This is a genomic window from Bacillus sp. FAU18, assembly GCF_056033885.1.
In genome coordinates this window covers 2013050-2026172 of record NZ_JBVYHZ010000003.1, presented here as the reverse complement: position 1 = coordinate 2026172, position 13123 = coordinate 2013050, and the positions used below count along the sequence as shown (strand labels likewise).

Sequence of the window (13123 nt, the reverse complement as noted above, 5' to 3'; positions counted from 1 at the left end):
GGGTCTACAGAAACATGATTCACCCGCCACAGAAAAATAGTGACGATGGAACTCTTTTTCACTCATCCAATTTATTTGCTCCGCCAAAAAGCCCATCAGATCCAATGACACCAGCGCTTCTCGCATTCTATCGAATTGTAAATAGTACACAAAATCACACAGCGAATAAAAAACGAAACATTTTTTCCACACATTCGCTGAAAGCGCAAACAAAACACTACAAATTTGAAATAAGCTGGTATATTTTCTTACACGAATTTTCGACAAACTGTATATTTATGATAGAGTTTCAATTATCATAATATTCAGTAATGATTGCATTTTAAAAGGAGGTAACTTATGAACCAGTCTCAATCAGGATTAAAAAAGGAATTAAAGACCCGCCATATGACAATGATTTCGATTGCCGGTGTAATCGGAGCCGGCCTATTTGTAGGCAGCGGTTCAGTGATTCACTCGACCGGTCCGGGTGCCGTTGTTTCTTACGCGTTAGCCGGATTATTGGTGATTTTTATTATGAGAATGCTCGGTGAGATGTCTGCCGTAAACCCGACGAGCGGATCGTTTTCTCAATACGCTCACGACGCCATCGGACCGTGGGCAGGATTTACAATCGGCTGGCTGTACTGGTTTTTCTGGGTGATCGTCATCGCGATCGAAGCCATTGCCGGTGCTGGCATTATTCAATACTGGTTCCATGATATTCCGCTGTGGCTGACAAGTTTGATCTTGACCATTGTGCTCACCCTGACAAACGTCTACTCCGTTAAGTCTTTCGGTGAGTTTGAATATTGGTTCTCCCTCATTAAAGTTGTGACTATCATTGCTTTTCTAATCATTGGTTTTGCCTTTATTTTTGGCTTTGCACCGGGCAGTGAGCCAGTCGGTTTATCGAATCTTACAGGCAAAGGCGGATTTTTCCCGGAAGGCATCAGCTCCGTATTGCTCGGCATTGTCGTTGTCATCTTCTCTTTTATGGGAACTGAAATCGTTGCCATTGCAGCAGGGGAAACATCCAACCCGATCGAATCTGTGACAAAAGCCACCAGATCCGTTGTATGGCGCATCATCGTCTTTTACGTGGGCTCAATCGCCATTGTCGTGGCGCTGTTGCCATGGAATTCAGCAAATATTTTAGAAAGCCCTTTCGTCGCTGTACTTGAGCATATAGGAGTGCCCGCAGCCGCACAGATTATGAACTTTATCGTCCTCACAGCCGTACTCTCTTGCCTGAATTCAGGTTTGTATACCACATCCAGAATGCTGTATTCTCTTGCAGAAAGAAACGAAGCGCCGCGCCGTTTTATGAAATTGAGCAAAAAAGGCGTTCCCGTACAAGCCATTGTGGCCGGGACATTTTTCTCTTATATCGCGGTCGTAATGAACTATTTTTCACCGGATACCGTCTTTTTATTCTTAGTCAACTCATCAGGCGCAATCGCTTTACTCGTCTATCTTGTCATCGCTGTTTCCCAGCTGAAAATGCGGAAAAAACTCGAAAAAACAAACCCAGAAGCATTGAAGATCAAAATGTGGCTCTTCCCTTTCCTAACCTACTTGACCATCATCGCCATTTGCGGAATTTTAGTATCCATGGCGTTTATTGATTCCATGAGAGACGAGCTGCTGCTGACAGGCGTCATCACGGGAATCGTTCTGATTTCTTACCTTGTGTTCAGAAAACGCAAGGTGAGCGAGAAAGCGGCTGCCAACCCAGTTACACAGCAGCAGCCCGATATCCTGCCTTAATGCTGATCAAATCCTAAACGGCCTGCCGTTTAGGATTTTGTTATTTTCTTCTTCGGGCGGGCTGCAGCACGAAGATTTTTTGTAACCATCACGTCCTTATTGTCATTAACTATAGTACCAATTTGGAAAATTTAGATAAGGACAGATGAAAATGACACTTGAAAAATTTGTGGATGCTCTCCCAATCCCAGATACACTAAAGCCAGTACAGCAATCAAAAGAAAAAACATACTACGAAGTCACCATGGAGGAATGCACTCATCAGCTCCATCGCGATCTCCCTCCAACCCGCCTGTGGGGCTACAACGGCTTATTTCCGGGGCCGACCATTGAGGTTAAAAGAAATGAAAACGTATATGTAAAATGGATGAACAATCTTCCTTCCACGCATTTCCTTCCGATTGATCACACCATTCATCACAGTGACAGCCAGCATGAAGAGCCCGAGGTAAAGACTGTTGTTCATTTACACGGCGGCGTCACGCCAGATGATAGTGACGGGTATCCGGAGGCTTGGTTTTCCAAAGACTTTGAACAAACAGGACCTTATTTCAAAAGAGAGGTTTATCATTATCCAAACCAGCAGCGCGGGGCTATATTGTGGTATCACGATCACGCCATGGCGCTCACCAGGCTAAATGTCTATGCCGGACTTGTCGGTGCTTATATCATTCATGATCCAAAGGAAAAACGCTTAAAACTGCCTTCAGACGAATACGATGTGCCGCTTCTTATCACAGACCGCACGATCAATGAGGATGGTTCTTTGTTTTATCCGAGCGCACCGGAAAACCCTTCTCCGTCACTGCCTAATCCTTCAATCGTTCCGGCTTTTTGCGGAGAAACCATACTCGTCAACGGGAAGGTATGGCCATACTTGGAAGTCGAGCCAAGGAAATACCGATTCCGTGTCATCAACGCCTCCAATACAAGAACCTATAACCTGTCACTCGATAATGGCGGAGAGTTTATTCAGATTGGTTCAGATGGAGGGCTCCTGCCGCGATCTGTTAAACTGAATTCTTTCAGCCTTGCGCCTGCTGAACGTTATGATATCATCATTGACTTCACAGCATATGAAGGAGAATCGATCATTTTGGCAAACAGCGCGGGCTGCGGCGGTGACGTCAATCCTGAAACAGATGCGAATATCATGCAATTCAGAGTCACAAAACCATTGGCACAAAAAGACGAAAGCAGAAAGCCGAAGTACCTCGCCTCATACCCTTCGGTACAGCATGAAAGAATACAAAACATCAGAACGTTAAAACTGGCAGGCACCCAGGACGAATATGGCAGACCCGTCCTTCTGCTTAATAACAAACGCTGGCACGATCCCGTCACAGAAGCACCAAAAGTCGGCACAACTGAAATATGGTCGATTATCAACCCGACACGCGGAACACATCCGATTCACCTGCATCTCGTCTCCTTCCGTGTATTAGACCGGCGGCCGTTTGATATCGCCCGTTATCAAGAAAGCGGGGAATTGTCCTATACCGGTCCGGCTGTCCCGCCGCCGCCAAGTGAAAAGGGCTGGAAAGACACCATTCAAGCGCATGCAGGTGAAGTCCTAAGAATCGCGGCGACATTCGGTCCGTACAGCGGACGATACGTATGGCATTGCCATATTCTAGAGCATGAAGACTATGACATGATGAGACCGATGGATATAACAGATCCCCATAAATAATCCGACAAACTTGCCTCTAGCAGGCAAGTTTTTTCTTTATGAAACCTTCGGCCCTATTTATCGTATTACGTAAAAACAGCAAAAAGGAGCTGCTTTTTATGCTGACACACGACCTACATGAAAAAATAAAGCAATACATTTCCATTTATGCTGAATTAAAATCAAAATTAAAATGGAAAGTTTCACAAGACCAGATATTAATGCTCATTTCTTCTGCATATATTGTGAATAAAAGAGAGTTTGATTTTCAGCGCTTTTATGATTTGAGCAGCTATATCAAATCAAACATCGGCAGCTTCTCAACACTCAATTCACACCACCGCTTTACTGTTGCATCTATTCTGGACATTCATTTTCAGCATGAGGCAAAACAAACATTTCATACATTTCATACTTTTATCGATGTATACAATGAAATGGTGAAGCTAGGATATAAGCGGGATATGTTCACATACCTTTCCGCTCTGATCTTGCTCACTGGAAAATCTGAAACGACAAACCAAAAAGAACAGATGAACATGGGGCTAGCTGTTTATCAGCAGATGAAAAAAAATCATTATTTCCTCACTTCAACTCAGAATGTTCCGCTTGCCGTACTGCTTGGAGAAAACGGAGAAGGTTTGCAGGCGCTACAGAAGGCGGAAACATGCTATCAGCTGCTGGCAGCCAACGGCTTTAAAAAAGGACAGTACTTACATCAGGTCAGTCATATTCTGGCCTTGCAAAGTGAAAAAGAGCCCGAAATGCTTGTTTCCGCTTGCAAACAGATATATCAATCGATCACTGAATCTGTCAAAAAACCAAAGGATTATCATTATCCAGACCTTGCTCTCCTCACCTTTCTGGAGGAGCCAGATATCAAAACCGTTTTGTGCATCACTGACGAATTAAACCAGGAAAAAGCTTTTAAATGGCAAAAGGAAATGAATTTTAAAATTGCTGTCAGCCTCTATCTCAGTGAGCATATGGAGAAAAATCTGCTGATGGAATCAGGACTATACACCGCTATCGAAACAGCCATTCAAGCGCAGCAGGCAGCCGCGACAGCTGCCATCATCAGCTCAACAGCAGCCAGCCATACTCATGATGGAAACTAAAGGAGGAGAAACATGCCATACATCACATTAGAAGATCAGACACGCCTTTACTATGAAACACACGGGAACGGGACGCCGATCCTGTTTATACATGGGGTGCTGATGAGCGGACAATTTTTCCACAAACAATTTTCGGCGCTTTCTGCCAATTATCAATGTATTCGTCTTGATCTTAGAGGACACGGCGAATCTGACAAAGTGCTTCATGGGCACACCATTTCCCAATATGCCCGTGACATAAGGGAATTTCTAAATGCAATGGAGCTTGACCATGTCGTTCTTGCCGGCTGGTCAATGGGCGCTTTTGTCGTATGGGATTATCTCAATCAGTTTGGGAATGATAATAACATTCAAGCCGCTGTGATCATCGATCAATCCGCTTCCGACTATCAATGGGAGGGCTGGGAACACGGTCCATTTGATTTTGACGGCTTAAAAACAGCGATGCACGCCATTCAAACTGACCCGCTGCCTTTCTACGGAAGCTTCATCCAGAATATGTTCGCAGAACCGCCTGCCGAGACCGAAACAGAATGGATGCTGGCAGAAATCCTCAAACAGCCGGCTGCCATTTCTAGCACGATTTTATTTAACCAAACGGCCGCTGATTACCGGGGCACCCTCCAAAACATCAATGTGCCGACATTGTTGTGCTTCGGGGAAGACAAGAAATTTTTCTCTACAGCAGCTGGAGAACACTTGCGCAGCAATATTCCAAACGCGACACTCGTTACCTTTTCTAAAAGCAGCCATTGCCCGTTTTTAGAAGAGCCAGATGCTTTTAACAGCACAGTCCTCTCCTTTTTAGATGGGGTTATTGGAAAGTCATAAAGAAAAAGGAATTAGGAGATTAGGGAAAAGTATGAGACAATAAGAAATGTGCAGTAAAATACATGAGGGAAGAAGTGACTTTATGTCTTACTATAACAAACGAAATCAAGAACCGCTGCCAAAAGAAGATGTGAGTACTTGGGAATGCACAAAAGAAGACTGTAATGGCTGGACCCGAAAAAACTTCGCCAGCAGTGATACGCCATTGTGCCCTTTGTGCGGAAGTAAAATGGTCGACGGCATCCGTTCATTAGTGAATCTCCAAAACAACAGCCAAACGAAAACAAGCTAGTTCTTCCCTATAACAAATGCAGTCTCCTTCAAGCAAACAAACCCCGAACGGAGACAAAATTCTATATTTCAGAATAAAAGCCTCTTATTGCAAGAGGCCAAATACGAAGAAAGAAGCCCAAAACTGTAAACGTTTAGGGCTTTTTTGTCTGTTTTAATGGTATAATATGGATATAAGAGGAGGGATAACGTGATCTCAAACCAGCAGCAAAAAGACTTGAAAAAAAGAGCTGCGTTCAAAAAGCTGAATGTTGCAATGAACTTCTATGTTGAACTTCTGTTTTTGTCGGTCCCTCTGATTCATATCTTTAAATGGCTCGGATCATTAGCCCTGCACCTCATCCATTAAAAAAGCCACTCAGCTCATGCCGAGTGGTCTTTATTAGTTAATCACAGAAAAGCTGTTGATGATGCCGTTCGGATTTTCCCATACTTTTTTGAAGGTCTTATTTTCAAGGCTATAGGAATAAATCGTCCGCACCTTAGCTTCACGCCCTGTTTCGTCCTTCAGCTTTTTAGCCCCCTTGGCTTCGGCAAGAAAATAAATGTTCTTCCCATCCTTAGAAAACTGAGGCTGTGCGTCAATTAACAGCTTAAATGATTTCTGATTTGAGATGATGCTTTCATATTTTTTCGTATTCGCATTGAGCATTTGAATAGAAGCGGTTTGCTCCGTTCCTTTTTGCGTATATGATGTGAATAAAATACGTTTATCATCATCAGAAACAGCAATATCGCTGATAAATTGGTTCAGGCTTTTCAGCTCATTAAATTTATGTTGACGGCCTTCCGCAAAATGAATCGTTGTCGGTTCAGGGTCGATGCCCTTTTCGTTTGCTTCATCTGTTTTCTTGTAGTCTTCTTCTACAGAATAATGAAGCAATGCAAATGAATCGTTTTTTTGGTTATAAAAGAAGCTGCTGACGGTGTCATCTTGATCATTAGCGGCAGGATAAAGATTTTTGTACTTTTTCGTTTTTAGATCAAAAGCGGCGATCCGAAAATTGCTTTCGTCCGCTTTTCCTAAGCGGAAATAGATGGTTGAACGGTCCTTTGATAAAAACAAACTGTCCGCACTCTCCGCGCCTTTATAAAGCATCGTCTTTTTATTAGACTTTAGATCCAGTTTAAAAAGCCTCATTTCATTCTGTTCATTATTGCCCGTATAATAGAGCACCTGCTGTTTTTGATCCAAGGCAAATGCCGGATAGCTGGTCAGCTTCTCCTCATGGATCACCTTGTCATTTTCATAATACTTTGTCATCAGATTCGTATCTGTAATTGAAACCAGCAGCTCATCACCGCTTTCGGTATTGACTGAAACATCAGCAGCCTTTTCATGGCCTTTATCCTTTGTAACATAAAACGCAACCCCCGCGGCAGCTGCCGCTATTATCACTGCTAACAATAATATGATTCTTTTTTTCATCTTTTATCTCCACCAATAGAAAAAGCAAGAATGTGACTTCTTGCTTTCCAGATTATATATGTACATTAATAGCTGTAATGCCCCGCTACTTTACCTTTGCTTAATGGATATCCAAGCGCTTTAAACGCTTTAGGGCTAACATCCAGCACTGCATTAGGCATTCTGCCAACATCATTTTTATAAACCGTAATCACCTTTTTAGGCTTCGCTTTTGCATAAGCTCTGATTTTTGTCCCGTTTCTAGGAACATCAAATCCGATTTTGGTCGCACAATCCCAATGTCCAAGTTTCTTACCTGAAGAGCCTTTTTTCCCGACTCCATTATACCAAGTAATATTTCCGTTCACATGTTTCGCACTGGCATCTGATGAAAAACTAAAAGCTCCCAAAGTACTTCCTACTAAGATAAAAGCGGCTAAAATGACTTTCTTCAACATTTCGTCCCCCTGTTTGTTAACATCTAGGAAGATTATACACGATCAACCAGCTATTTTTTATTTCAGTATCCTTACAGTAATGTTACAAAGTCAAAAAGTTACCCCTGCTAAATTAAACCATGGAAGATTATCCTATTATAATAGCGGTATTAGCGTTATAATTATTGATAGAGTAGTTGTCGCATTCAATATGAACGAACCATTACCGTATTGTTCAAACCAAATTCATAGCTATGTAAACGATTGATACTCTCATATAAAGAAAAAAGAGTGTGCGAGACCCTTTTTTCTTCAAAGTTTCTTTTTTCAAAAAAACGTAGATTATATTATATAAAAATTTCATTTCTTTTTTGGTTTTAAAAATGGCGATTTTGTGAACAGTTCATATTGACCGGTGCGGAATTACTCACATCAAAAGTTATAGGAGTGGTAATCCATGAAGGCAGCAAGATGGCATAACCAAAAGGATATCCGTATTGAACATATCGAAGAGCCAAAAACGGAGCCGGGAAAAGTAAAGATCAAAGTCAAATGGTGCGGCATCTGCGGAAGTGATTTACACGAATATCTGGGCGGCCCGATCTTTATTCCGGTTGACAAACCGCACCCATTAACAAATGAAACGGCACCTGTCACAATGGGGCATGAATTCTCCGGTGAAGTTGTCGAAGTCGGAGAAGGCGTTGAAAATTATAAAGTTGGAGACCGCGTCGTAGTCGAGCCGATTTTTGCTACACACGGCCACCAAGGCGCCTACAACCTTGATGAACAAATGGGATTCCTCGGCTTAGCCGGCGGAGGAGGCGGTTTCTCTGAATACGTCTCTGTAGATGAAGAGCTTTTGTTCAAACTTCCTGATGAATTATCATATGAACAAGGCGCGCTCGTTGAACCTTCTGCAGTTGCTCTATACGCTGTCCGCTCAAGCAAACTCAAAGCTGGCGACAAAGCGGCTGTATTCGGCTGCGGCCCGATCGGACTTCTTGTCATTGAAGCGCTGAAGGCTGCCGGTGCAACTGATATTTACGCTGTTGAGCTTTCTCCTGAACGCCAGCAAAAAGCTGAGGAGCTTGGCGCGATCATCGTTGATCCGTCTAAAACAGACGATGTAGTCGCTGAGATTGCAGAACGTACAGGAGGCGGTGTTGACGTAGCATTCGAAGTCACTGGTGTCCCAGTGGTGTTACGACAAGCCATCCAGTCCACTACTATTGCCGGTGAAACCGTCATCGTCAGCATTTGGGAAAAAGGTGCTGAAATCCATCCGAACGATATCGTGATCAAAGAACGTTCAGTAAAAGGGATTATCGGATACCGCGACATCTTCCCGGCTGTACTGTCATTAATGAAAGAAGGCTATTTCTCAGCCGACAAACTCGTAACGAAAAAAATCGTGCTAGATGATTTGATCGAGGAAGGCTTCGGGGCTCTTATTAAAGAGAAAAACCAAGTCAAAATCCTTGTCAGACCTAACTAATTTGAAACCAAAAAGAATCCGCACTCGGGTGCGGATTCTTTTTTTAATTATCCAATCACTTCAGCCGCAGAATCCTTCTTCGCCCCGCCGTGATCATAAGCTCGGAAGTTTTCCTCCAGCTGCTCAAGTGAAAGTCCTTTCGTTTCTGGTAAAAACTTCTTCACAAACAGGACAGAGCAAATTCCTAATCCAACGAAGATAAAGAACGTTGTGGACAGCCCGATGGCTGCCAGCAATATTGGAAACGTGAAACTGACTGCAAAATTCACCATCCACAGACAGAATACCGTAACACCCATTCCCAGTCCGCGAAGGCGAAGCGGGAAAATTTCAGATAGCATCAGCCAAGTCACTGGTGAAATGGCGCCCTGCTGAAAAGCAAGAAATGTGACCGTTAATGAAAGGACTACATATGGAAGTGCCGGTGATCCTTCAAGTACAAGTGAGAATATCCCGATTAGCAATAATGCTGTTGTCGTACCGATCAAGCCTGTCATCAGCATCGGCCGGCGCCCCACTCTTCCCAGCAGCCAGATTCCGACGAATGTTGCCAATACCGAAATCACGCCATTCGCAATATTTCCGATTAAAGCGGCTTCCGTTTGGAAACCGGAATTTCTTAGAATTTCAGTCCCATAATACATAATCGAATTCACACCTGTAATTTGCTGTACAATCGCAATCCCTAATCCAATAAATACAATACGGCGCACCCATGGGACTGAAAGATCTTTAAACGTCGCTTTTTCAAGCTGATCTTCTTTTTTGAAAGCGAATTCAATTTCTTGCAGCTCAGCTGCTGCCCGCTTTTCATCCCTGATTTTTTTCAATACACGCAAAGCATCTTCTTTTCTTCCTTTAGAAACAAGCCAGCGGGGACTCTCGGGCATTCTGATCATGCCGAAAAACAGGAACACGGCTGGAAGTGACGCAATGACCAGCATAAACCTCCACACATGGGAGTTGTCTCCCATTGTTGTGCCAAGGATCGCATTAAAAACAAAGGCCAAAAGCTGTCCTGATACAATCATCAATTCGTTCTGCGTCACCATCCGTCCCCTGCTTTCCATAGGAGACATCTCTGCTAAATAGGCAGGCACCGTTACGGATGCACCCCCAACCGCAATACCGAGCACAAAACGGGAAATAATCATGACCGTAACATTTGGTGCAAACGTACACCCGATCGTTGAAATAAAAAATATAACAGCGAGGAACAAAATATTTTTGCGGCGGCCGTTAAAATCAGACATCCTGCCGCCAAACACAGCACCTAGCGCGGCTCCAAAAAGAAGTGAACTGGTGACAAGGCCCTCTGTGAAGGCATTGAGATTAAGCTGATCCGGCTCTCCCATATACGGCAAAGCTCCATTGAGCACACCGGTATCATAGCCAAAAAGAAGCCCGCCAAAAGTGGAGACTAAAATAATTGTACGTAAAAATGACATTTGATTGCCTTGTTTATTCATACTGTTTCCCCCAGTCTTTTTCAAAATGCGTATGTCAAAAACTTATTCCAGGGCTGCTGCCTTCCCCACATTTCGTAAGCAGGCTTCAGAAATAGTTGTTCATGTTTTTATCCAATAACCTCATAACCTTCCCTTCTTCTTAGCATGTCAGTCCCAATGGAAGCGATTTCATTTCTCACTAAAAGAACAATGGTCATTTCTTTGTGCATAGCCTTGTTTATTTGGTATTTATTAGTCACTTGATAGTTCAATTGTAGTAATGTTATAGTGACATTTTTGTTATATCTGATATTATCATAATTATAAAAACGCTTTCAGTCAATATAAATTTCTGAAAATTTTTACTCTATAAAAGGAAAATCACCAATTCAAGGGGAAAATGAACGTTTTTCTTCATGAAAATGTGTGAATCAAGTCAAAAATCCTGTGATTTTCTGTTCGTATCGATAAATGAGTAAGTGTTGGGTAACTTCTCCTGTTTTTCTCTGTAAAATCAAACATTCGTTCAATTGTTTCAGACTCAGGATAAAAGGAAATAGAGAAGAAAATAAAAGAAGGCTGACTTAAGGGAGGCAACCAAAATGAATGAGGGTTATATCATTGCAGGCCTTTTATTATTGACAGCGGGGATGATTGATTTTTTATGGACCACGTTATGGTTAGAGAGCGGTGCAGGTCCGATCACAAGATGCCTGTCTGCCTGGCTGTGGAAGGGCTGCCGCAAAATCAGCGGTGACCACGCAAAGGTTCTAAGTATGGCTGGTCCTCTGCTGTTATGCCTGACGTTAGTGATATGGATCAGTCTATTTTGGAGCGGGTGGGTTTTGATTTACTCGAGTGACCCTCACTCACTTATGGAAACTCAATCAAAAGAACCGGCTTCCTGGTCAGACCGAATTTATTTTTCCGGCTATGTCATGTTTACATTAGGAAATGGCGACCTCGCTCCGAACGGAGGCCTATGGAAGCTTGTCACGATTATTGAAACAGCTCAAGGACTACTTACCATCACGTTTTCTGTCACGTATTTGATTTCCGTCTTGAGTGCGGTTAATCAAAAACGCTCCTTTGCCCAAAGTGTATTAAGTCTAGGGCATGACGGAACAGAAATCGTCCATAATGCATGGAATGGCAAAGATTTTCACGACATTGATTTTCTTCTTGTCGCTGCCTCATCAGAACTGGGAAAGCTGACCGCTCAGCATAACGCCTTCCCCATCCTTCATTTTTACCACAGCACGCAGCATCAGGAATCATCCATTATAGCTGTTGCTGTATTGGATGAGGCTCTAACCATTTTCAAATACGGAATTCCTGAACAATATCAGCCGAATCAGCTTCATATTAAAGAAGCGCGCTCAAGTATCAAAAACTACCTGGATACCGTTCATACTGCCTATATCCACCCTGCAGAACAAGCGCCGCCGGAACCAGACATCTCAAAGCTTCAACAATCAGGCATACCGGCTTTATCAAAGCAAACATTTCAAATTGCCGTCAATTCAATAAAGGAACGTCGTCAATTGCTGCTGGGAATTATCCAAGCGGGTGCTCGAAAATGGCCTGTTCAGGAGCAAGCAATAGGTAACGCTTATTCTCCTAAATAAAAAAGTCCGGAGTGTCTGATCACTCCGGACTTTTCACTGTATGAGTCTTACACAAGCTTCTGGCCGCAATTCGGGCAAAAATTAGCTTCACTGGTTTTTGTTCCGCAGTTTGGACAGAAATTTGGTTTGCTTCCGCTGCCAGTTGACTGTGGGCCTGATGACTGTGCCTGATGATTCTGATTCATTTGGTTCATCATCTGATTGGCCATATTCATTCCCATCATCATTCCAGCCATATCCGAAGCCGCTCCGCCTCCGCTCATCTTTCCGGATGCCATTCCATCCGTCATTGATAGTTGCTGGTATCTGTTCACATCCCCAACCATACCGTAGGAAGCGTTCTTTGTAATCATATCTTGAACCTCTTGAGGATAATTAAAGCTCATGATTTGAAAACCAGTGACCGTCATCCCGTCGCTTATTAATTGCATATCTAAGTCCTCTTGAATTCCCTTGGCAATATCAAAAGCGTTTGCTTGAAGATTAAACATATTTTTCCCTTCTCTTGTGATCCACTTCATGAGAAGCTGATCCAGAATAGAAATGATACGGGTTTTAATATCCTCTACAAAATATTGATCTTTCACGCCAGCGATTTTATCAATCAGGCTGATATAGTCCTGCACCTTGAAATTAAATGTGCCGTTTGCGCGAATGGGCATCCCGCCTGGCATTCCCGCTGCCGGAATATTTATCGCCTGTTTTGTTCCCCATCTTACGGTAAATTCCTTCGTATTGACAAACAGCACCTCAGCTCGCATGCCGCTGTTAAAGCCAAACTTAAAGCCCTTTAACGTTGAAAGGAATGGAATAATTTCTGATTCAATATCATAATCGCCATCATCTTGAAAGACTCCTTCAACCCGCCCATTGTTCAAAAAGACAGCATCCTGTCCGGGACGAATGATTAAACGGCTCCCTTTTTTGATTTCACGATTGTTCCATTTATAAAAAATCATATCATCTCTAAATTCTTCCCACTCTACTACATTCGCTAATTGATTTCTGAAAAACGACATTACGCCTCTCCCTTTCTCTATTTC

Annotated in this window: 13 protein-coding genes; 9 read left to right on the top strand and 4 right to left on the bottom strand. The window is 43.0% G+C overall.

Annotated features, from left to right (window positions below; genetic code table 11):
• The first annotated feature begins 14 nt into the window (after positions 1 to 14).
• From AC0OMU_RS10840 to AC0OMU_RS10810, 7 genes are all read left to right on the top strand, one after another.
• Positions 15 to 302 (top strand): hypothetical protein, encoded by a 288-nt coding sequence (locus tag AC0OMU_RS10840; RefSeq protein WP_046340212.1) that lies wholly within the window; start codon positions 15 to 17, stop codon positions 300 to 302.
• A 37-nt stretch (positions 303 to 339) separates the two neighbouring features.
• Entirely contained in the window at positions 340 to 1749 is a 1410-nt protein-coding gene (gene gabP / locus AC0OMU_RS10835; protein ID WP_015382983.1) for a GABA permease, read from the top strand.
• A 151-nt stretch (positions 1750 to 1900) separates the two neighbouring features.
• Complete coding sequence (gene cotA, locus AC0OMU_RS10830) at positions 1901 to 3442, top strand: outer spore coat copper-dependent laccase CotA (protein WP_014479048.1); 1542 nt, start codon at positions 1901 to 1903, stop codon at positions 3440 to 3442.
• A 98-nt stretch (positions 3443 to 3540) separates the two neighbouring features.
• The gene (locus tag AC0OMU_RS10825) at positions 3541 to 4539 is read left to right on the top strand and encodes a DUF4003 domain-containing protein (RefSeq protein ID WP_474221915.1); all 999 of its coding nucleotides are present in this window, start codon (positions 3541 to 3543) and stop codon (positions 4537 to 4539) included.
• Positions 4540 to 4551: 12 nt separating this feature from the next.
• The gene (locus AC0OMU_RS10820; protein ID WP_015382980.1) at positions 4552 to 5370 is read left to right on the top strand and encodes an alpha/beta fold hydrolase; all 819 of its coding nucleotides are present in this window, start codon (positions 4552 to 4554) and stop codon (positions 5368 to 5370) included.
• Positions 5371 to 5452: 82 nt separating this feature from the next.
• Positions 5453 to 5662 (top strand): cold-shock protein, encoded by a 210-nt coding sequence (locus tag AC0OMU_RS10815; RefSeq protein ID WP_003234008.1) that lies wholly within the window; start codon positions 5453 to 5455, stop codon positions 5660 to 5662.
• 189 nt (positions 5663 to 5851) lie between these two features.
• Positions 5852 to 6010 (top strand): hypothetical protein, encoded by a 159-nt coding sequence (locus AC0OMU_RS10810; protein WP_015382979.1) that lies wholly within the window; start codon positions 5852 to 5854, stop codon positions 6008 to 6010.
• Between the two features lie 33 nt (positions 6011 to 6043).
• Here AC0OMU_RS10810 and AC0OMU_RS10805 read toward each other — a convergent pair whose 3' ends face one another.
• Positions 6044 to 7090 carry a PD40 domain-containing protein gene (locus AC0OMU_RS10805; protein WP_046340211.1) on the bottom strand — a complete coding sequence of 349 codons (1047 nt, stop codon included), beginning with the start codon at positions 7088 to 7090 and terminating at the stop codon, positions 6044 to 6046.
• 65 nt (positions 7091 to 7155) lie between these two features.
• Positions 7156 to 7527 carry a cell wall metabolism protein WalM gene (walM, locus tag AC0OMU_RS10800; protein ID WP_003234013.1) on the bottom strand — a complete coding sequence of 124 codons (372 nt, stop codon included), beginning with the start codon at positions 7525 to 7527 and terminating at the stop codon, positions 7156 to 7158.
• Between the two features lie 436 nt (positions 7528 to 7963).
• On the opposite strand from walM, the gene bdhA reads away from it, so the two are divergent.
• Entirely contained in the window at positions 7964 to 9004 is a 1041-nt protein-coding gene (gene bdhA, locus AC0OMU_RS10795) for a (R,R)-butanediol dehydrogenase (protein ID WP_029946299.1), read from the top strand.
• 47 nt (positions 9005 to 9051) lie between these two features.
• Here bdhA and iolT read toward each other — a convergent pair whose 3' ends face one another.
• Positions 9052 to 10473, bottom strand: coding sequence for a myo-inositol transporter IolT (gene iolT / locus AC0OMU_RS10790; protein WP_474241173.1), 1422 nt, complete (start codon positions 10471 to 10473; stop codon positions 9052 to 9054).
• A gap of 581 nt (positions 10474 to 11054) precedes the next feature.
• On the opposite strand from iolT, the gene AC0OMU_RS10785 reads away from it, so the two are divergent.
• A complete protein-coding gene (locus tag AC0OMU_RS10785; protein ID WP_003242752.1) occupies positions 11055 to 12080 on the top strand; it encodes a potassium channel family protein in 1026 nt (341 codons plus the stop codon).
• A 47-nt stretch (positions 12081 to 12127) separates the two neighbouring features.
• Here AC0OMU_RS10785 and AC0OMU_RS10780 read toward each other — a convergent pair whose 3' ends face one another.
• Complete coding sequence (locus AC0OMU_RS10780; RefSeq protein ID WP_015382977.1) at positions 12128 to 13099, bottom strand: SPFH domain-containing protein; 972 nt, start codon at positions 13097 to 13099, stop codon at positions 12128 to 12130.
• Positions 13100 to 13123: the final 24 nt, after the last annotated feature.

Bases quoted from the DNA above. Each gene is read 5' to 3' on its own strand.
- AC0OMU_RS10840 (WP_046340212.1), top strand. From the start codon at position 15: ATGATTCACCCGCCACAGAAAAATAGTGACGATGGAACTCTTTTTCAC.
- gabP (WP_015382983.1), top strand. From the start codon at position 340: ATGAACCAGTCTCAATCAGGATTAAAAAAGGAATTAAAGACCCGCCAT.
- cotA (WP_014479048.1), top strand. From the start codon at position 1,901: ATGACACTTGAAAAATTTGTGGATGCTCTCCCAATCCCAGATACACTA.
- AC0OMU_RS10825 (WP_474221915.1), top strand. From the start codon at position 3,541: ATGCTGACACACGACCTACATGAAAAAATAAAGCAATACATTTCCATT.
- AC0OMU_RS10820 (WP_015382980.1), top strand. From the start codon at position 4,552: ATGCCATACATCACATTAGAAGATCAGACACGCCTTTACTATGAAACA.
- AC0OMU_RS10815 (WP_003234008.1), top strand. From the start codon at position 5,453: ATGTCTTACTATAACAAACGAAATCAAGAACCGCTGCCAAAAGAAGAT.
- AC0OMU_RS10805 (WP_046340211.1), bottom strand. From the start codon at position 7,090: ATGAAAAAAAGAATCATATTATTGTTAGCAGTGATAATAGCGGCAGCT.
- walM (WP_003234013.1), bottom strand. From the start codon at position 7,527: ATGTTGAAGAAAGTCATTTTAGCCGCTTTTATCTTAGTAGGAAGTACT.
- bdhA (WP_029946299.1), top strand. From the start codon at position 7,964: ATGAAGGCAGCAAGATGGCATAACCAAAAGGATATCCGTATTGAACAT.
- iolT (WP_474241173.1), bottom strand. From the start codon at position 10,473: ATGAATAAACAAGGCAATCAAATGTCATTTTTACGTACAATTATTTTA.
- AC0OMU_RS10785 (WP_003242752.1), top strand. From the start codon at position 11,055: ATGAATGAGGGTTATATCATTGCAGGCCTTTTATTATTGACAGCGGGG.
- AC0OMU_RS10780 (WP_015382977.1), bottom strand. From the start codon at position 13,099: ATGTCGTTTTTCAGAAATCAATTAGCGAATGTAGTAGAGTGGGAAGAA.